The organism is Magnetococcales bacterium (assembly GCA_015231755.1).
In the GTDB taxonomy this organism is placed as follows: domain Bacteria; phylum Pseudomonadota; class Magnetococcia; order Magnetococcales; family Magnetaquicoccaceae; genus Magnetaquiglobus.
The window spans coordinates 1-18,130 of the sequence record JADGAZ010000023.1 but is presented as its reverse complement, the minus strand read 5'-3'; the positions used below and the strand labels follow the sequence as shown (position 1 = coordinate 18,130).

Here is an 18,130-nt window from a genome sequence, read left to right as displayed (position 1 = left end):
ACAGAAATGTGAGTTCACCCGTTTCCACCCATTGTTCGATCAGCACGACTTTCTTTTGAGGGCATTCCCATGGCGGACAGTTCGACACTCCTGTTTCCCGGTCATTCGCTGAATCGATTCAGCAATGCTTATGCATTCACGGCGCAACGGGCGGATGGTACCGTCGTGGTCTGGGGTGACAAAAACAATGGTGGCGATATCGGCGCGGTATCCACCAAACTGATCGGAGTACAACAGATCGTCGGCAATGTTTCGGCGTTTGCGGCGTTGCGGTTCGATGGCGCGGTGATCACCTGGGGCAATCCGACTGCCGGCGGGGACAGCAGCGCGGTCACCAAGGGACTGGATGGCACCACCACCGTGGTGGATCTCTATTCGACCGCCAGCGCCTTTGCGGCCTTGCGCACGGATGGATCGGTCATCACCTGGGGGGACATGGATACGGGTGGCGACAGTTCGGCTGTGGCGAATCAGCTCAATGGCAGCACCCGGGTGACCAAGATTTTCTCGAACATGTCCGCTTTCGCCGCCATACGCAACGATGGGTCAGTCGTGACCTGGGGATATGACTCCTTTGGAGGCTCCAGCGCAACCGTGGCGACCCAATTGAATGGCACCACAGCCGTCACGACCATTTACAGCACCGGATCGGCCTTCGCGGCCCTGCGGGCGGATGGCTCCGTGGTCACCTGGGGCAATGCCCTGGACGGGGGCGACAGCAGCGGACAAAAAACCGCATTGAACGGCACTGTGGGTGTCAGCAAACTGTTTGCCACCACCAGCGCCTTTGCCGCGCTGCGCACGGATGGATCCGTGGTGGTCTGGGGCAACGCCACCAATGGTGGCAACAGCACACCGGTGGCGACGCAATTGAAAGGCACGGTGGCGGTGGTCAGCATCGCGGCCACGAATAACGCCTTCGCCGCCTTGCGTCAGGACGGCTCGGTGGTGACCTGGGGCAACAGCATGGCAGGTGGCGACAGCAGCGGCGTTGCCGCCAAGCTGGATGGCACGGTGGCGGTCAAACGGCTGTATACCAACAACACCTCCTTTGCCGCGTTGCGTGCCGATGGGTCGGTGGTGACCTGGGGATATGGTCCGTATGGCGGCGACATGAGCGCGGTGGCCACGCAACTGAATGGCACCACTGCTGTGGTCGATATTGTGGCCACCAGTCAATCTTTCGCGGCCTTGCGCACGGATGGCTCGGTGGTGGCGTGGGGCAATCCCCTCAGTGGTGGCGACACCAGCGCCATACAAGCGAAACTGGATGGCACCGTCGGCATCACCAAACTTTTCGCCACCAGTGAAGCCTTCGCCGCCTTGAGAACGGATGGCACGGTGGTGACCTGGGGCAATCGGGATCAGGGAGGAGACAGCACCACAGTCGCGACGCAGCTTCAGTCCATTGCGCAGTTTGGTGATGGTTCGGCCCAGACATTGAGCGCCCTGCCATTCGCCCCCCTGGATGTGGACCGAAACGGCCGCACCGATGCCACGGATGGCGTATTGATCCTGCGACGCCTGAATGGGGGTTCCACCATCGATACCGGTGTGGTGCTGCCTGCCGGACAAACAAACGCCAAAGTCATTGCCACCATCGATTCCTTGATGGGGACCGTGCTGGATGTGGACAAAAGCGGCTCCAGCAATGCCACGGACGGCGTGTTGATCCTGCGACGCCTGAATGGCGGATCCACCATCAACACCGGAGTCGTGCTGCCGGATGGACAAACGAATGCCACGGTCATCGCCACCATCGACCAAAGCGCGAGCCTTTCTACCGCCAAGTCGGCCACATCCGCGACCACCGTTGCGGGCATGACCCCTCCGGAGCCGTTGCCATCTTTGGAGTTGACCACCCCCCTGCTCCACCAAACCCCGGATCCGGCAACGACTGACAACACCCCGTTGCCGATCCAAAGTCCCAATTTCGCGTCCCAGGCCCTGCAACCGGTTGACCCTACCGGGTTCTCCGCTCTGGCCATGGGTATGGATGGAACCTGGGGTCACAATCTCTTGGGCAACACCTCATCCTCCTCACCCTTGGCGACAGCCTGTGACATGGCGGCACTCCCCGCCAGTCTGCATCGCATCCTCTCTTCCTCCGCCGCGCTGGACAGTGGTGGCCTGGGGTACATCGCGACCTCCTGACCCGTCGCCAACGTCACATTTCCAAGTGATCAAAGCCTGATTATGACGACGACAGGTTCTTCCCATAGTGCGGTGCGCTGTCTGGTAAGTATCGCCACCCATCACGGTGTATCGACCTCTGTGGAACGACTGGTGCATGAATACGCCCTGGATGCCACGGAACCGGAGGCGGTCACGCTGGTAAGAATGGCCACGGAACTCGGTCTCAAGGCCAAAAAGGTAACGCTGACTTGGGATGAACTGACCCGGTTGCAAGGGGTCTATCCCCTGATGGTCCGCTTGGCCAATGGCAACAGCGTGGTGGTGGCGGGTGTACGACAGGATCGGGAGGCGGTTGCGGTCTTTGATCCGTTGTCCAATACCACGGCGCTGTTTCTGGTGGAACGGGACGCTTTCCTGTCCAACTGGCACGGGGACGCCATTCTGCTGAAACGGCACTACGCCTGGAACGATACCCGGCAGCCTTTTGGCATTCGTTGGTTTGTGCCGGAACTGCTCCGTCAAGGCAAGGCGTTGCGCGATGTCGCGGTTGCCGCCGTGGTGATGATCGTCCTGGCCCTGGCGGTACCGATCTTTTTCCAGTTGGTGATCGACAAGGTATTGGTCCATCACAGCGAAGCCACCTTGCAGATTCTGACGGGGGGCATCGTGCTGGCGCTGTTGTTCAATGCGGTTTTTTCCTGGTTGCGTCAGTTTTTGTTGCTTTCGGCCACCAACAAGATCGATATACGCTTGGCCACCCGGACCTTCGGCCATCTGTTGAGCCTGCCGGTTGATTATTTCGACGCCTCCACTTCCGGGGTGACGGTGCGTCATTTGCAGCAGGTGGAAAAAATCAGACAATTCTTGACGGGTCGTCTCTTGTTGACCCTGCTGGATTCTGTAGGCCTGTTCGTTTTCATTCCCTTGTTGTTTTTCTATAGCGTCAAGCTGACGTTTGTGACCTTGTTGATCGCCGTGATGATCGCCATGGCCATCTGGGTGGTGATCGGTCCGTTCCGTCTCGGATTGCGGGCGTTGTACCATGCGGAGGCCGAACGACAAGGATTTCTGGTCGAAACCATCCAGGGGATGAAAACCGTCAAGGCCTCCGCGATCGAACCGGTCAAACGCCGCCATTGGGAACAAAAATCCGCCCAGGCCGTCAGAATGCATTACCGTGTCGGAAAAATTGCCATCACCGCCCAGGCCCTGGTGCAATTCCTGGAACAGATGCTCACCGTGAGCGTGGTCTATTGGGGGGCCAGCGATGTTTTTGCCAAGGAGTTGAGCGTCGGGGCTTTGGTGGCTTTTCAGATGTTGGCGGGTCGGGTGGTGACGCCGCTGGTGCAGATCGTCTCTTTGGTGCAAGAGTATCAAGAAACCGCATTATCCGTCAGCATGCTCGCCACGGTGATGAACCACCCTTCCGAAAGACCCTTGGGGCGGGCGGGACTGACGCCCATCCTGCGGGGCCGCATTGAATTGCAACAGGTGACGTTCCGTTATGCCACCAGCACCACTCCGGTGCTGGATCGCATCCAGTTGACCCTGCCGGCGGGCACTCTTTTGGGGTTGGTGGGCCGCACCGGTTCGGGCAAATCCTCCCTGACCAAATTGATCCAAGGCATGTATCCCATTCAAGAAGGGCTGATCCGTCTGGATGGCGTGGATATCCGGGAACTGGATCTGGCCTTTTTGCGCCGTCAGATCGGTGTGGTCTTGCAGGATAATTTTCTGTTTCGCGGCTCCGTGCGAGAAAACATCGGCGTGACCAAACCGGATGCCACCCTGGAAGAAATCACCCATGCGGCCTTTCTGGCCGGGGCGATCGAATTCATCGAACGGTTGCCACAAGGGTTTGATACGCTGCTGGAGGAAAATGCCGCCAATCTGTCCGGCGGACAAAAACAGCGCATTGCTCTGGCCCGCGCCTTGTTGCCCAAACCACCGATCCTGATCCTGGACGAGGCCACCAGCGCCCTGGATCCGGAAAGCGAAGCCATGGTCATGGAAAACCTGGCCAGCATCGCGTCTGGTCGCACGGTGATCCTGGTATCGCATCGTTTGACCACGTTGACGTTGTGTCAGGCCATCGCCGTGATGGACAACGGACGCATCATTGCCATGGATACCCATACCAATCTTTTGGAAACATGCGGTTTGTACAGGCAATTATGGGAAAAACAGCTCTATCGACGCTGAAAAAAGGTACGGCAGAGACGACACACGCGGACGCGTCATCGCTTTCCGCCGTGCCGGCGGTGGCGCGCCCTTTTCTGTCGGATGCCGCCGAGATCGAAATGGAACCCGTGCACCGGGGGGTGGGCGTGGTGCTGTATCTGCTGACCACCTTGATGATTACCGCCGTGCTGTGGGCCACCTTTTCGGAGGTGGATCGGATTGTCGTGGCCCGGGGCAAGCTGGTGACCACGACCGGATCGGTGGTGTTGCAACCCCTGGAAACATCGGTGATCCGCAGTATCGATGTGCGGGAAGGACGGATGGTCAGACAAGGAGAGGTGTTGGGCACGTTGGATCCCACCTTCGCGACCGCCGATGTCAATCAACTGGAAATGCGCCTGAACAGTCTGAATGTCCAAATCGAACGCCTGGACGCAGAGTTGCAAGCCAAACCACCCCGATTCACCGCGGCCGCCGACGCACTCTTGCAAGAGCAATTGTACCGGGAGCGTCAAGCCAACCATGCCGCGCGCATGGCCCAGTTTGCCGAGACTTCCAAACGATTCGGCATCACGCTGCAAGGGGCGGAAGACGAAATGCGCGCCCTGCAAAACCGCATCCGGAATCTTCAGGAACTGCTGAAGATTTACGAGGAGTCCTACAAGGACACCCATGGATCCCTGCTCAAGGTGTTGGAATCCAAAGAAACCTTGATGAATCTGCAACAGCAGTTGCAACAGGCGACCCATCGCGGCAAAGAAGTGGAGCGGAATCTGGCATCGGTGGCCGCCGAACAAGAGGCGTTCAGCCGGGAATGGCTGCAAAAGATCGCGGAAGAGCTGGTGGTGGCCCGCCGGGAACGCGCCGTAGCCAAAGATCAACTGGACAAGGCGCAACGCAAACAGGAACTCATCAGCCTGACCGCTCCGGTGGACGCGGTTGTTCTGGAGGTGGCCAAACGTTCCGTCGGGTCGGTGGTGCGGGAAGCCGAACCGTTGTTCACGCTGGTACCTTTGCATACTCCTTTGGAAGCGGAAGTCGAGGTGGACCCATCGGACATCGGTTTGCTGCGGGTAGGCGACCCGGCCAAAATCAAGCTGGATGCCTTTCCCTTTCAAAAACACGGCACCCTGGATGCGACCCTGCGCACGTTCAGTCAAGACGCCTTTTCCCGTTCCCAGCAGGTGGCGGTTGTCAAAGGGGAGAGTTTCTACATGGGCCGTCTTGAGACAGGACCGATGACGTTGACCCAGGTTGCCGCCGATACCCACCTTTTGCCCGGAATGGCTCTGACCGCGGAGATCAAGGTGGGACGCCGTTCGGTGATTTCGTATTTTCTGTATCCCCTGATTCGCATGCTGGATGAGGGATTGCGCGAACCCTGACCGGATGATCTCCGCATCCGGTCATACACGGATCACAATCCGGTCCCAACGGGTACAGGTGGCCAGAAAAGCTGCGGAATTCCTCACGTTGAAAAACAGGATGCCTGTCCTTCCCGCCGGGACCATCACTTTGGCTGTCCACCCGACCCACCTGTCGCACATCGCACAAACGCTCCCGTTTCTGATAAAGATGCCGTGTCGTCACTCCCGGTGCTACCAACGATGGTCTCTGTGATGGTGCCGGTCCTCTCTCCAATGATGACGCTCCCGTGGCGCCCAGTCCCGATAATAGGCCCGCTCGGAATGCACGATCCCGTACCGGGGAGCGGGTTGATGCACGATCACACTCCGGGCCGACGGTTCGGTCACCACATAGCCCGCTCCGCTCCAATAGGTGTTCCCGTAAGTGGTGGATGGGACGTAATGCCGATCCTGATGATCGATCATGCTTCCCAGCAACCCTCCGGCGAAAGCGCCGATCATGGCGTTTTCCGCCTGATTCTTGTGGGGGCCGGACAGACTGCCCACCAAAGCGCCACCCAAGGCTCCGATCCCGGTACCAAAACCCCCACCATCTGCCCGGGCCAAGGCCGGCATTGTCAACAAGCCTGCCACAACCAGTCCCGCCATCCATGTTTTCATGTGCCTGTCTCCCTCAAAAAAATGATCCGGTTGAAGTCTGCCATCGGTCCAGGAGTTGAGGGGGGCGTTTGACGCCCCCCGGAGCCAGACCGGAAAAACCGATCACCCAATGAATGCCAGTGACCATTCCCGATCTTTAGTGCTTGGTCGGCAACCGACAAACACTATTTTCTGGCATTGCCGTCCTTCGCACCGGTTGGCGCGGGGGCCTTGGTTTTGGCCTCCCCCTTGGCTGCGGCGTCGGGTTTGGATTGGTTCGCATCCGGCTGGGCGTTCTTCTTGGCATCCTTGGCATCCGCCACCGTCACACCCTTGCCGGCAGTCTGAGGAGCCTTTTTGCCATCGGTCATGGCCGTTGTTTTCGTCTCCGTCACCGCCGCGGCTTTGCCGACTTCGTTGGGAGTACCTTTGCCATCCACCGCCGCGGCCACCGTTTGCCCGGCCACGCCGGTGGCGGGGGCTTCGGTGCCCGCCTTGGCCGTATTCTGCTTCGCCTCCGCTCCGGTCACCCCTTTTCCCGTCTCCTGGGGCGATTTCTTGGCGTCGGCTGCCGCGGCCACCGTTTGCCCGGCAGCACCAGTGGCAGACGTTTCATGGCCGGCGATGGCCACACCGGACAGAACAAAAGAAGCCATCATCACCGCCATGCGCACACCAATCTTGTTCATCGTTTTCTTCCCTTTATCGTGTATGGTTTTATGTCGTTCAATCGACTTGGATTGTTGGTTCAACCGCCTTGTGCTTCGGTCTTGCCAATATGGACGGCACCCGTTTCCGATATTGTCGGGTCTTTTGAATTTTTTTTGGCGGCTTGGATCTGACCATTCCGGAAGGAGGGAAACGCCTGGCATGGCTTTCTTTTTCGCATACCCTTGGCTAGAATGTACGCGTATCCACAACCTGATTTTTTTGTTGGCCTTTTCCCAAAGAGCAGACCTTGCTGTGACAGATGCCGCGAAAGATTTCCGGGAGCTTTTTCTGCAACAGTGGCAACGCCTGGAAACCCTTGCAAAACGCCGCTTTGTCGATGCCAATGTGGCCGACGAGGCCATGCTCTTTACCCAAGAAGCCATGGCGAAAAACAATTGGGGCCCCCTGCGGGCCTACGAAGGTCGTGCCACCGCCTCTTTTGCCACCTTCTTCACCCAGATTGCCTGGCGCATGCTGGAAGACTTTTCCAGAGTCCGGTTCGGACGCCTCCACATTCCCCAATGGATCGCCGATCAGGGGCCGTTCCTGGAAGAGGTCTATCGTCTGCTGTGCCTGGAACGCATGCCGGTCTCCCACGTGCTGGAATTTCTCAGCCATTCCGCGCCGGGAGGACGCAGCGAGACCACCATCTGGGCCGCCATCAATACCATCTTGAAACGGGCCACCGATTGCGGCAAATCCTCGGTTTCGGAAATCTCCACCGAAGACGAACTACTGGATGATCTGGCGGGACCGGGCACCACCTTGCACCGTCTCTCCCCGGAAGAACTCAAGATGGTGCAACAACGCGAAGAGATCCTGCTGGCTGTCCACCGTTTTCTCACCAGCGATGCCGCCATTCCCGCCTCGGAAGGCCAGTCAGGACGGATTGTCCTGGAAAAGCTCAACGCCATGCTCAAACTCGACAGCGAGGAACGCCTGCTGCTCAAACTGCTGTACCAGGATTGTCTGGAGGTGGACGCCGCAGCCCGTCTGCTCGGCTTGAATGGCAATCAGGTCTATGGCAGGCAGCGCCGTCTTCTGGCCCGCATCCGCAAGGCTTTGGAACAGGCCGGATTGGCGGAAATGGTGCATGGCCTGCTCACCCCGGAACACGATTTCTGAAAGGAGAGGCGATACAAATGGTCCGCCGTTGCCGTCTGTATGAACAGATGGACCCTCGCCACAAAAGCCGGCATCGGGGTCAACCTTTCCGTATCCAACCTGGAGCGCTCATGGTGGGACGATGAACGTTTTGCCAATCCGGAAACCGCTGAAGCCAGAACCCGCACAACACCTGGAAGTGCTGCTCACCCTGGCGGCGGGAAGATCGCAGGAAAAGCCTGAAAACTGTCCTGCCGCCGCCAGTCTGGCCGCCTTGGTGGAGGGACGGTTGCCCGCCGGTCAGAGAACCGGGTTGCTGGAACATCTCGACCAGTGTTCCGACTGTTATCGGGCCTGGCTGGGGACCGCGGCCCTGCAACCGCCCCAATCGATCGGCAAGCTGATCCTGTTCCGCCGGGGGTTCCAGCGGCCCGCGTTAGGTGCCCTGGCCCTGGCGGCAGGGCTGATGCTGGTTTGGATCTCCTGGGATCCGTTCGCCCCCGACCTGCCCGACCTGCTCTCCAGGGCCTATCAAACCGCTCTGCTCCAGGGGATGCCACAAAACCCGAACGCAACCCTGCCGCTGTCGGGCCAGGAGAAAACCATGGCCCTCGGTTTTGCGGATGCGGATGACCCGGCGCCGATCCGCAAAGCCTTTGTGGCCGGATCCCAGGCGGGTTGGGATCTGATGCATCAACGCACGGTCCAGCCACCGACCCTGGACCCAAAATGGATGGTCTATCACCATCTGGGCCGCTGGACCCTATTGCTCCAGACCCTGTGCCAGACAAGCCCACCGCCTCCCATCGATCACATGCGTCAACAGGCGCCACTCGCCCAGGCCCTCGGCGCGCTGCTGGCCAAACGGGAGACCGCCGGCGAGGCCGAAGCGCGCATTCCCCGCCGCGAGGTGGCGATCATTCATCAACTGCTGAACACCCCCCCATCCGCAGAACCGGCCACCCGACTGTGCCGTCAGATCCAGGAGTCTTGCACCACCATCACCGAAGGCCTGATGCTGTGATCCGTGGCAAGATACGGACGGCCTTCTGGACGATGCTGACCTTGGCCGCGACCCTGGTGCTGATGGCATGGCCAGCCCGGGCCGAATTATCACAAATCAATGATCTTTCAGCACTCCTGGAAAAAAAATACGGATTTGTCGATCCCGGCGCGGATCCTCAGGTGGCCCGGATCCAGACCATCTTTGAGCGGGTGCAGGATGTGGCGGACCGGCGTGGCAATCGGAGGCCGCAACTGCATATCCTGAACAAAACGGAGGTGCCCTGGGCCATCGCCCTGCCGGATGGTCAAATTCTCCTCTCCATGGGGGCGGTCGACCTGTGCTATCGGAATGTCTCCCAGGCGCAAGGGGATACCCGTATCGCCTTTGTCCTGGGCCACGAATTGGCCCATTTGGCCAAAAACGATTTCTGGGACAAAGAGGTCTATCAGGCCATCGCCAAGGAGAGTCAATCCGGAGCGTCCCGAAACCGTCCGATCTCCGACACGACTTCCGCGGACCTGCGTCAACGTCAAGCGACGGGCTGGAGCAAGGAGACCGAAGCGGATGATTTTGGTTTCCTGTATGCCGGCATCGCGGGTTATCCGGTGCAAACCCTGTTCGGCCAGTCTGGCAAACCACAGGACAACTTTTTCGCTCTTTGGTCCAGTCAGGCCGGGAGCGACCGTGCCCTTCTTCATGGACTCCATCCGCCTCCGGAGGAACGGGAAGCGTTCTTGCGGGAACGACTGAAACGATTGACCAAGGCCATCGCCTTTTTCCGGTTTGGCCTGCGCCTGGCTTCTGTGGGTCAATGCGAGCCGGCCATTCTGCTGTTTCGCCAATTTCTGCAAATCTTTCCGGCCCGGGAGGTCTACAACAATCTGGGGGCCTGCCACCTGCAACGGGCGCAGCAGGCGTTGCAACCCTCGGTTCCACCGGGCGCGTATTGGATGCCTCTGCTCTTTGACCCCTCCAGCCGTGCGGAACCCTTAATCGCCGGCCACCCGGTCCCTCCCCAAGAGGGTACCCCGACCATCCCCCTGGGCCTGCCGGACAAAACCGGACATGAACTGGAACTGGCCGTGGATTATCTGGAACAGGCCGCGGCGGCGGATGCGGCCTATCTGCCCGCCCGCTTGAATCTGGCAACCGCCCATTTTTATCGGGGGGATCTGCTGAAAGCGCGCAGCGCCCTGAAGGATGCACTGGACATGGCACCGCACAATCGGGATGTGATGGGTTGGCACGCCCTGGTGCTCTTTCTGGACAGTCAGGCCAATGGTCTGGGAGAGGCCGCCCTGCCCCCACTGACACGCCTGGCCAGTCAAACCGACGCCCCGGCTTCGCTCCTTTTCAACCATGCCATCCTGTCCAAGAAAATGGGCAAGCCGACACGCTCCCAGTGGCGTCGACTCGCGTCCCGTCCGACACCGCTCCCGGAACGCCACGCCCGAACGGCTTGCGCATTGGCCAAGATCTCCTGCGCGACGCTGCGGGCCTCCCAGGAAAAACGTTTCCCCTGGCCATTACCCGTGCAACCCGGCACAGACCTCGACACCACCAACCGCAACACACTGTTCGCCGGTTGGCAGGTCAGCCCTCTGGGTTGGCTTCAGGAGAAAAAACAGGGGATCGCCTATCGACGGGGGGAAGAGGTGGAGGTGCTGGACCGGGATGGTTATGTCACCATGGTGGTGCTGAAAGGCGGCATCCTGGGGACCACCCAGACACTCAAGAAAAAAATGGGCCCCCCGGCCCATATCCGACCGCTGGCGGATGGCGAGGTCTGGAACTATGGTCCCCGATGGGCCTTCCTGATCCGTGATGGCCGGGTACGCGAGGCCTGGGTGATCCACAAGCCGTAACGTTCGGCACTTTCCAGGCTCGACAAGACCCTGCGTAATTTTCTTATTCTGCTTGATTCCCCCGTGCGCCATTTTGGATTATGGACTGGCTTGTCAAGCGCACCCTGGCGTAACATGGTCTCCCATGTCACGCAGGGTGCCGCCAGTCGCCAGGAACATCCGACTGCAACGATGCCCCACAATTCGATCCGGAAAAAAGGCGCCCATTGGCCAATCCCATGGAAAAAGTTCTGGTTGTCGAAGATTCCAAAGCCTTTGCCGCTCTCTTGAAAAAAGAGATCGAGGCCCGACTGCCCATGCTCGAAGTGGTGTTGGCCGCGGATCAACGCTCTGCCATCAAGGCCATCAAAAAAGAAGAGAAACCATTCCTGCTGGGCATTCTGGATTTAAATCTCCTGGATGCCCCCAACGGGGAGATCGTCGATGCGGTCATGGCCAGGAATGTCCCGGTCATCATCCTGACCTCCACCTTCAGCGAACAGTTGCAAAAACAGCTCCACAGCAAACGGGTTCTGGATTTCTTCGTCAAGACCAACATCGGCACGATTCACTCGGTGATCTATTTCATCGAACGATTCTATCGCAACGGTTCGGTCAAGGCGCTGGTGGTGGATGACTCCCGCAGTTCCCGCATGTTGTTGCTGGCCTACTTGCAGCGTTATCGATTCGTCACCCTGGAGGCGAGCAACGGCAGCGAGGCCCTGACCATTTTGCAACGGGAACCCACCATCCAGCTGGTCTTGACCGATTACAACATGCCGGGCATGGACGGCTTCGAGCTGACGAAAAAAATCCGTTCCATGCACTCCCGGGACAAAGTGGCCATCATTGGCCTGTCCGCCCAGGGGGATCCGCTGCTTTCTTCCAAATTCCTCAAGCACGGCGCCAGCGACTTTATCAACAAGCCGTTCCAGCCCGAAGAGTTGATCTGCCGTATTTTCCAAAACATCGACATCATCGAACAGATTGAAACCATTTCCGAAGCCGCCCAACAGGCCAAGAATGCCAGTCAGTTCAAAAGTACCTTCCTGGCCAATATGAGCCATGAAATCCGTACCCCCATGAACGCCATCATCGGCATGACCGACCTGGTACTGGCAACCCCCCTGCCCCCGGAACAACAAACGCGGATCAAAATCGTCCAGAGTTCCGCCGACGATCTGCTGGCGCTCATCAACAACATTCTCGACATTTCCAAAATCGAAGCCGGGCAGATCACCCTGGAACGCATTCCTTTCAACCTGCGGGAACGCATCGAGAACACCACGGAAATCCTGGCGATCAAGGCGCAGCAGAAGGGAATCGAACTGTGGTCGCATATTGCCCCCGGAGTGCCGGAGATGCTGCTGGGGGATCCGCACCGGCTGCATCAGATCCTGTTGAACCTGTTCAACAATGCCATCAAGTTCACCGAATTCGGAGAAATCGTGCTGCGTGTCGATACGGTGCCCGGTCCGGATGACAACCCGGATGACGTGAGCTTGCATTGTTGCGTCACCGATACCGGCATCGGCATTCCCCCGGACCGGCTGGAAATGATTTTCGGACGCTTCACCCAGGCGGATGGCTCCACCACCCGGCAATACGGCGGCACGGGTCTGGGTTTGGCCATCAGCAAACATCTGGTGGAATGGATCGGGGGACGCATCTGGGTGGAAAGCCGGGAAGGTCAAGGGAGTCGGTTTCACTTCACGGGCCATTTCGGCCATGCGCGCTCAGGCAACCCCCCGTCGTCACAACCGGAATCCCCCCTGGCGGGAGTGCGGGTGCTGCTTGGCTCGGGACATGATACCAGTCGATTGATCGTGGGCGAAATGCTGGTCGGCCTTGGCGCGGTCGTCACCGAGGCGACGAGTGCCGAAGCCGTGTCGTCGGCGTTGGGGCACCCCTTGGATCTGCTGCTGCTGGACCACCGCCTGTTGCTGACGGGGTGTCCAGACTGGAAAGGATTGATACTGGCCCTTCTGCCCACCACCATGCGGGTGGAGGATTTGCCGATGGGCAATCGACCGCCGGGGATGGCGGTGATCCACAAACCAGTGCGACGACTGGAGTTGCTCAAGGCGGTGGAAAGGCTGCTGGGACGCCGTTCCGACCCCCAGACGGACGAAGCCATCGCGCTCCAGCCGGTTGGGGGCGAGCCGCTGCACATTCTGCTGGTGGATGACAAACCGATCAATCAACAGGTGGCCATCGATATACTGCAACGGGTGGGCCATGCCGTAACGGCTGTCGGCAACGGCAAGGAGGCGCTCTCAGCCTGGGAGCAACACATTTTCGACCTGATCCTGATGGATTTGCACATGCCGGACATGGATGGCTACGAAGCGACACGACGCATTCGCGCCGTCGAACAGGCCAGACAGGAAACAACACGAATTCCCATCGTCGCAGTCACGGCCAGCGTGATGAGCGGGGAAAAAGAAAAATGTCTGCAATGCGGCATGGATGATTTTCTGGGGAAACCCTACCGGGCCAACGAACTGCTGACCCTGGCGGGACGATTCGGCAAACGTCTGAAGCCTCCCGTGAAACGGCCAGCCACCGGGAGAATCCCTCCGCTGCTGGATGGCTCCCTGGATCCACAACAAGCCGCCATGGGACGACTGGCCTTTCTGGCGGAAACTCCGGGCATTCTTTCCACATTGCGTCAGACTTTGGCAGGACCAGAACCACAACAGGCGCGACAGACCATCGAACCACTCAAGAATCTGGCTTCAGAAGCGGGAGCGGTTTATTTCAAGATGCTGGTGACCCGTCTTGGCACCGCCTTGCTGAGTGAACACTGGGAAGACGCTTCCCAACTCCTGACCACTCTGGAAGGGGTCCATCGGCAAACTCTGTTGGCCATTCCGATCACAGGAGCGCAAACATGAATATTCTGATCGTCGATGACAATCCGATCAACCGCAAAATGCTGTTGGAATACCTGGCGCGCTATGGACATTGCGACATCGCCAGCAATGGCGTGGATGCCGTCGATCAGTTCGAGGCGGAATTCACCACGGGAAATCCGTATGATCTGGTGCTGTTGGATCTCATGATGCCCCGGATGAACGGCCAGAACGCCCTGCGCAAAATCCGCGCCATCGAACGCCAATATTCTGTTCCTCCCCGGGATCAGGCGGTGGTCATCATCGTCACCGCCGTCGGATCACCCGAGGATGTGCTGAAAACCACCGAATTCGACCGCAATACCGATCTGATCAAAAAACCGGTCAAACAATCCGAACTGGTGGCCAAAATGAAGGCGCATGGTCTCTTGTAGTAACACACCTCGATCAACCATCCATCCCAAACCATGCCACCATTCCCGATTCCGTTTCGAAGCGAGCCGCTTCAAAACGCAACATGGCCTGATGCATGCATTCGGAAGCGGATCCAATATCTCACCCGTTCTTTTTCATTCATGAGAGCATTGGCAAACCGGGACTCACAAAAACAGAAAAACATGATCCGGAGTTGATCTCCATGCCGGCTTGTGTCACCATCTCCGGCGCCGTGATTCCTGGCCATTGATATTGTAAGGTATAACGCACACAAACACTTCCCGGCCAAAGCCGCGGGATTGCCCATCACATCATTCAGAAACTGTTTCCACAACCCAATCCTGGAGCAATCATTTCCATGACCACCACTCATGAACAAAACCATTCAACGTGCGCGGCACAAAACAAGAAATACCCCACACAACCTCTGGCTGACTTCATCTTCCTCAGTCGTTGGCTGCAAGCACCACTCTATCTTGGCCTGATCGTCGCCCAGGGCTACTACGTCTATCGGTTCTTCGTAGAACTCGTTGAAATCTTTCACAAGCCCAACATGAGCGAAAATGACGCCGTCATTCTCATTCTGGGTTTGATCGATGTGGTCATGATCTCCAATCTGCTGGTCATGATCATCGTCGCCGGTTATGAAACATTCGTTTCCCGGTTGCGGGTACACGAGCATCCGGACTGCCCTGAATGGCTCAGCCACTCCAATCCCAATATCATGAAAGTCAAACTGGCGATGGCGCTGATCGGCATTTCATCCATCCATCTGCTGAAGACTTTCATCAACATTGAACATGTCCCGCAACAAGTGGCCCTGTGGCAGTGCATCATCCACATGATTTTCCTGGTTTCGACCCTGGCTTTGGCCTGGACCGGAAAAATCACGGACGGCGCAGCCGGACACTCGACGGACAATCACTGATTCACCCCCGTTATTCACACACACACGCTTTGCCGGCACTCACGCACCGGCAAAGCGTGTGACCATATGGGCAGGGGTCTTCCACAATCGAAGCGCGCATGCCTCACCAAGGCTAAAGATTGACCATCGGATGCGAGACCATCAGGCCAAATCCCACGGGATGGGGTGATGCAAGGTGATGCCACCCGGACCGACCCTGCATCCTTGCACTAAAATTTCCACCCCGGCTTGAACCACGTCACGCAACGTGGCCGCATAGGCCGGATCAATGGCCCCCGCGGGCCGGAAACCATGGCAATCCTCCCGCTGCACCACAAACAACAACACGCTCCGGGCGCCATTCCGCTTCAACTGGGCCAAGACCTCCAGATGCCGACGCCCCCGCTCTGTCACCGCATCCGGAAACACAGCCAGATTGCCCTGCCGCAGGGTGACGCTTTTCACCTCCAAAAAACACGGCGGAAGCCGATCCCCATCCAAACGAAAATCCAAACGACTCTTGTCCGCGACCGCGACTTCGGATTGGATGGTCTGGTAAGCCAACAGGGACGGCAATCCCTGTCGTTCCAACGCCTCACGGACAATGGCATTGGTGCGTCCGGTGTGAATCCCGACCCAGGAGTTGTGTTCATGTACCAGTTCCCAGGTATAGGCCAGTTTGCGCTTTGAATGGTCCGCACGGGAAAGCATGGCGGATGCGCCGGGATGAAGCAGACCCATCATGGAACCGGTGTTCGCACAGTGGGCGGTCATGATGGTACCGTCTTGCGCCTGGAAATCCGCCAAAAAACGATGGTAGCGCCTTAAAAAAGTGGCCGATACAAGAGGTGTGGAAAAATCCATGAACGGCTCCTTGTTCCATCCTTGAGAATCCTGAACAGCCATGGTCCGGGACATGGAGGGATTATTTCTGAGGGCAGACACCTCTGCCGCATCATGGACCGATAAGGAGGGATGGCAAAAAAATAAGGCTGGCAAGATCCCAAAGGGTCCTTGTTCCGGCTGTCGCATCGCCTTGGCCAAACCTTAAATGAATGGCGCGTTTCCGGGCCATCTGGGACGCTGCGCCCAGGTGGCCCGGAATACGGTTGCCAACAAAAGGTCCGCCTAGCCGTCTTTGCGCTGACCACTCGTTTCTTGATGCACTTTTTGCATGTTGTCTTCCAGTCTTTGCCGATACGCGTTCAGCATTTCTTGTAAATTCCACAGACTGATGGTCACCACATTGTTGACACGACAACTCTCCGCATTGCTGGTCACCACCCTCATGCGCGCCGAGGCATCTTTTTGCTCCGGAAGTTGATCGATGCTGATCAGATCCCCGGTCGTGAGCATGCACTCCTCCCCGGAAACGACATCCGTGGCATCCATGTTCTCCGCGACCTGAAAGATATAATTCTGCGCGTCGGCGGTTTTCAGAAGATCCGTCAAAGCGAGGGGCTGACTGTTCTGATGCGCGATCAGATCCTGTTCAACCTGATTGCGAAACTGTTTGCGCACCGGTTCGGGAATCGGCATGGGGCTTTTCTCATCGACCGGTTTGGCCTCGATTTGTGACTGAAACGCTGTCAATTGGTTCTGTTGATCAGCCAATTCCTCACGCAACGTTTCGTTCGTCGATGTGGCGGTGGTCAGTTCCTGTTGCAAAGAGGCCACCGTGGCAGACAGCGCGTTCACCTGGGAATCCGTGGCGGATGGTGCCATTGGCATGTTGTTATAGCTGTCATTCACGGCACCGGCCAGCAGCATATCCACCAACAGATCCATCGGCGTTGCGTAGGAGTGTACAGGCTCAATATAGGTGAGCATCGGTGGCGGACAGATCAGACAAGAGGGGCCAATTTCCAACGGTATGATGAATGGCTCCGAAAACATGGTGTAATAGGTGGGCTTGAAGGGTGCCGGTTTGTAGGCGTAGACCACGACATTCTGGACCGGAACCTCCTCATAGACCCGAACGATCGGTTTGGGCAATTCAACCACCCGCCCTGCACTGTAATCGACGTAGACCGTCCGATGGATCACTTTACGTTCGTGGCCGTGATCATGGAAGGAGGAGAACTCATCCTTGAAATAACGCCGACGATCCGGAAGCATCGCCTCACGCAGACCGTTGCTGAAGGTGGTCATCGTGGGACGTCCTGGCGTGGAACGGGTGACAAAATTCTTGCCGAAGACAATCCGGCGACCATCGTTATAAATCCGGGTACGGGTTTTGGTTTCCGGATCCTTCAGGTTCTGATAGGCCGTGACTTTCTGACGTCCGTTCGACTGGACCCGGGAAATCACTCGGGTTTCGGTGCCGTCGGTGGGATTACGATGCTGAATGGTCAAGGCGGATTTGTCCGGCTGACGCACAATGGAAGTCGCCGGGCTTACCTGCACCGGTGGTCTGGCCGCCTCGCGCACCCGTTGACCGGTCCCCCCGGAAGAAGACCGTCCTTGCGATGGATGGACAGACTCGGTGGAGGACGGAACCGGTCCACCCGATTGATTCTGACGGAATTCCCCCTGAACACGGTCCCGAGTCTGATTCTGACCCGGTAACAAGGCTTCGCTGTTCTGCCTGCCTTGCTGCGCATCCTGGGATCTTGCCGGTTGTTGCCCACGCAACGGATCTTGTTGCAGCGGGTTGTTGGTTTGCCCCTCAGGCGACTTGTTGAGCGACACCCCTCCAGAGTGAGAGGGATTGTCGCGTCTGTCCTGATGTTTGTTGGGCTGCCCGTCAGGCGACTTGTTGAGCGACACTCCGCCGGGTTGGGACGGATTGGGCTGCCCGTCAGGCGACTTGTTGGGCTGGCCGTCTGGCTTGCCCGGTTGTCCGTCAGGGCGTTTGTTGGTCTGATCCCCGTGTGGCTTGCGGCCCTGTCCATCCGGTTGCTTCACCGCTTGGCCATCCGGTTGCTTCACCGCTTGGCCATCCG

The 18,130-nt window shown here is 58.2% G+C and carries 13 protein-coding genes; 9 read left to right on the top strand and 4 right to left on the bottom strand.

Features of this window, described 5'->3' with window-relative positions; translation table 11 throughout:
* Positions 1-69 precede the first annotated feature (69 nt).
* The 3 genes from HQL98_13855 to HQL98_13845 all read left to right on the top strand — a co-directional run bounded on the left by HQL98_13855 (position 70) and on the right by HQL98_13845 (position 5,702).
* Positions 70-2,154, top strand: coding sequence for a hypothetical protein (locus tag HQL98_13855; GenBank protein ID MBF0273129.1), 2,085 nt, complete (start codon positions 70-72; stop codon positions 2,152-2,154).
* Positions 2,155-2,196: 42 nt separating this feature from the next.
* Positions 2,197-4,338 carry a peptidase domain-containing ABC transporter gene (locus HQL98_13850; protein ID MBF0273128.1) on the top strand — a complete coding sequence of 714 codons (2,142 nt, stop codon included), beginning with the start codon at positions 2,197-2,199 and terminating at the stop codon, positions 4,336-4,338.
* A gap of 98 nt (positions 4,339-4,436) precedes the next feature.
* Positions 4,437-5,702, top strand: coding sequence for an HlyD family type I secretion periplasmic adaptor subunit (locus HQL98_13845; protein MBF0273127.1), 1,266 nt, complete (start codon positions 4,437-4,439; stop codon positions 5,700-5,702).
* 213 nt (positions 5,703-5,915) lie between these two features.
* Here the strand turns inward: HQL98_13845 and HQL98_13840 are convergent, their stop codons facing one another.
* Together HQL98_13840 and HQL98_13835 are read right to left on the bottom strand one after the other, a co-directional pair.
* A complete protein-coding gene (locus tag HQL98_13840; GenBank protein ID MBF0273126.1) occupies positions 5,916-6,344 on the bottom strand; it encodes a glycine zipper 2TM domain-containing protein in 429 nt (142 codons plus the stop codon).
* Between the two features lie 164 nt (positions 6,345-6,508).
* A complete protein-coding gene (locus tag HQL98_13835) occupies positions 6,509-7,012 on the bottom strand; it encodes a hypothetical protein (protein ID MBF0273125.1) in 504 nt (167 codons plus the stop codon).
* Between the two features lie 274 nt (positions 7,013-7,286).
* Between HQL98_13835 and HQL98_13830 the strand changes: the two genes are divergently transcribed.
* The 6 genes from HQL98_13830 (at position 7,287) to HQL98_13805 (ending at position 15,206) form a co-directional block, all read left to right on the top strand.
* On the top strand, positions 7,287-8,159 hold the full coding sequence (locus HQL98_13830; GenBank protein MBF0273124.1) for a sigma-70 family RNA polymerase sigma factor: 873 nt from the start codon (positions 7,287-7,289) through the stop codon (positions 8,157-8,159).
* Positions 8,160-8,280: 121 nt separating this feature from the next.
* Entirely contained in the window at positions 8,281-9,162 is an 882-nt protein-coding gene (locus HQL98_13825; protein MBF0273123.1) for a hypothetical protein, read from the top strand.
* Positions 9,163-9,194: 32 nt separating this feature from the next.
* Positions 9,195-11,009 carry a M48 family metalloprotease gene (locus HQL98_13820; GenBank protein MBF0273122.1) on the top strand — a complete coding sequence of 605 codons (1,815 nt, stop codon included), beginning with the start codon at positions 9,195-9,197 and terminating at the stop codon, positions 11,007-11,009.
* Between the two features lie 218 nt (positions 11,010-11,227).
* Entirely contained in the window at positions 11,228-13,885 is a 2,658-nt protein-coding gene (locus tag HQL98_13815; protein MBF0273121.1) for a response regulator, read from the top strand.
* A complete protein-coding gene (locus HQL98_13810) occupies positions 13,882-14,277 on the top strand; it encodes a response regulator (GenBank protein ID MBF0273120.1) in 396 nt (131 codons plus the stop codon). The genes HQL98_13815 and HQL98_13810 overlap by 4 nt, the downstream gene beginning before the upstream one ends.
* Positions 14,278-14,636: 359 nt before the next feature.
* Positions 14,637-15,206: a TIGR00645 family protein gene (locus HQL98_13805; GenBank protein MBF0273119.1), complete on the top strand. Its 570-nt coding sequence runs from the start codon at positions 14,637-14,639 to the stop codon at positions 15,204-15,206.
* A 141-nt stretch (positions 15,207-15,347) separates the two neighbouring features.
* Here HQL98_13805 and sfsA read toward each other — a convergent pair whose 3' ends face one another.
* Both sfsA and HQL98_13795 read right to left on the bottom strand, forming a co-directional pair.
* A complete protein-coding gene (gene sfsA / locus HQL98_13800; GenBank protein MBF0273118.1) occupies positions 15,348-16,049 on the bottom strand; it encodes a DNA/RNA nuclease SfsA in 702 nt (233 codons plus the stop codon).
* A gap of 264 nt (positions 16,050-16,313) precedes the next feature.
* Positions 16,314-18,092, bottom strand: a complete 1,779-nt coding sequence (locus tag HQL98_13795) for a hypothetical protein (GenBank protein ID MBF0273117.1) — start codon at positions 18,090-18,092, stop codon at positions 16,314-16,316.
* Between the last annotated feature and the right edge of the window lie 38 nt (positions 18,093-18,130).

Excerpts from the sequence above, each read along its gene's own strand:
- HQL98_13855 (MBF0273129.1), top strand. The coding sequence starts at position 70 with ATGGCGGACAGTTCGACACTCCTGTTTCCCGGTCATTCGCTGAATCGA.
- HQL98_13850 (MBF0273128.1), top strand. The coding sequence starts at position 2,197 with ATGACGACGACAGGTTCTTCCCATAGTGCGGTGCGCTGTCTGGTAAGT.
- HQL98_13845 (MBF0273127.1), top strand. The coding sequence starts at position 4,437 with ATGGAACCCGTGCACCGGGGGGTGGGCGTGGTGCTGTATCTGCTGACC.
- HQL98_13840 (MBF0273126.1), bottom strand. The coding sequence starts at position 6,344 with ATGAAAACATGGATGGCGGGACTGGTTGTGGCAGGCTTGTTGACAATG.
- HQL98_13835 (MBF0273125.1), bottom strand. The coding sequence starts at position 7,012 with ATGAACAAGATTGGTGTGCGCATGGCGGTGATGATGGCTTCTTTTGTT.
- HQL98_13825 (MBF0273123.1), top strand. The coding sequence starts at position 8,281 with ATGAACGTTTTGCCAATCCGGAAACCGCTGAAGCCAGAACCCGCACAA.
- HQL98_13820 (MBF0273122.1), top strand. The coding sequence starts at position 9,195 with ATGCTGACCTTGGCCGCGACCCTGGTGCTGATGGCATGGCCAGCCCGG.
- HQL98_13815 (MBF0273121.1), top strand. The coding sequence starts at position 11,228 with ATGGAAAAAGTTCTGGTTGTCGAAGATTCCAAAGCCTTTGCCGCTCTC.
- HQL98_13810 (MBF0273120.1), top strand. The coding sequence starts at position 13,882 with ATGAATATTCTGATCGTCGATGACAATCCGATCAACCGCAAAATGCTG.
- HQL98_13805 (MBF0273119.1), top strand. The coding sequence starts at position 14,637 with ATGACCACCACTCATGAACAAAACCATTCAACGTGCGCGGCACAAAAC.
- sfsA (MBF0273118.1), bottom strand. The coding sequence starts at position 16,049 with ATGGATTTTTCCACACCTCTTGTATCGGCCACTTTTTTAAGGCGCTAC.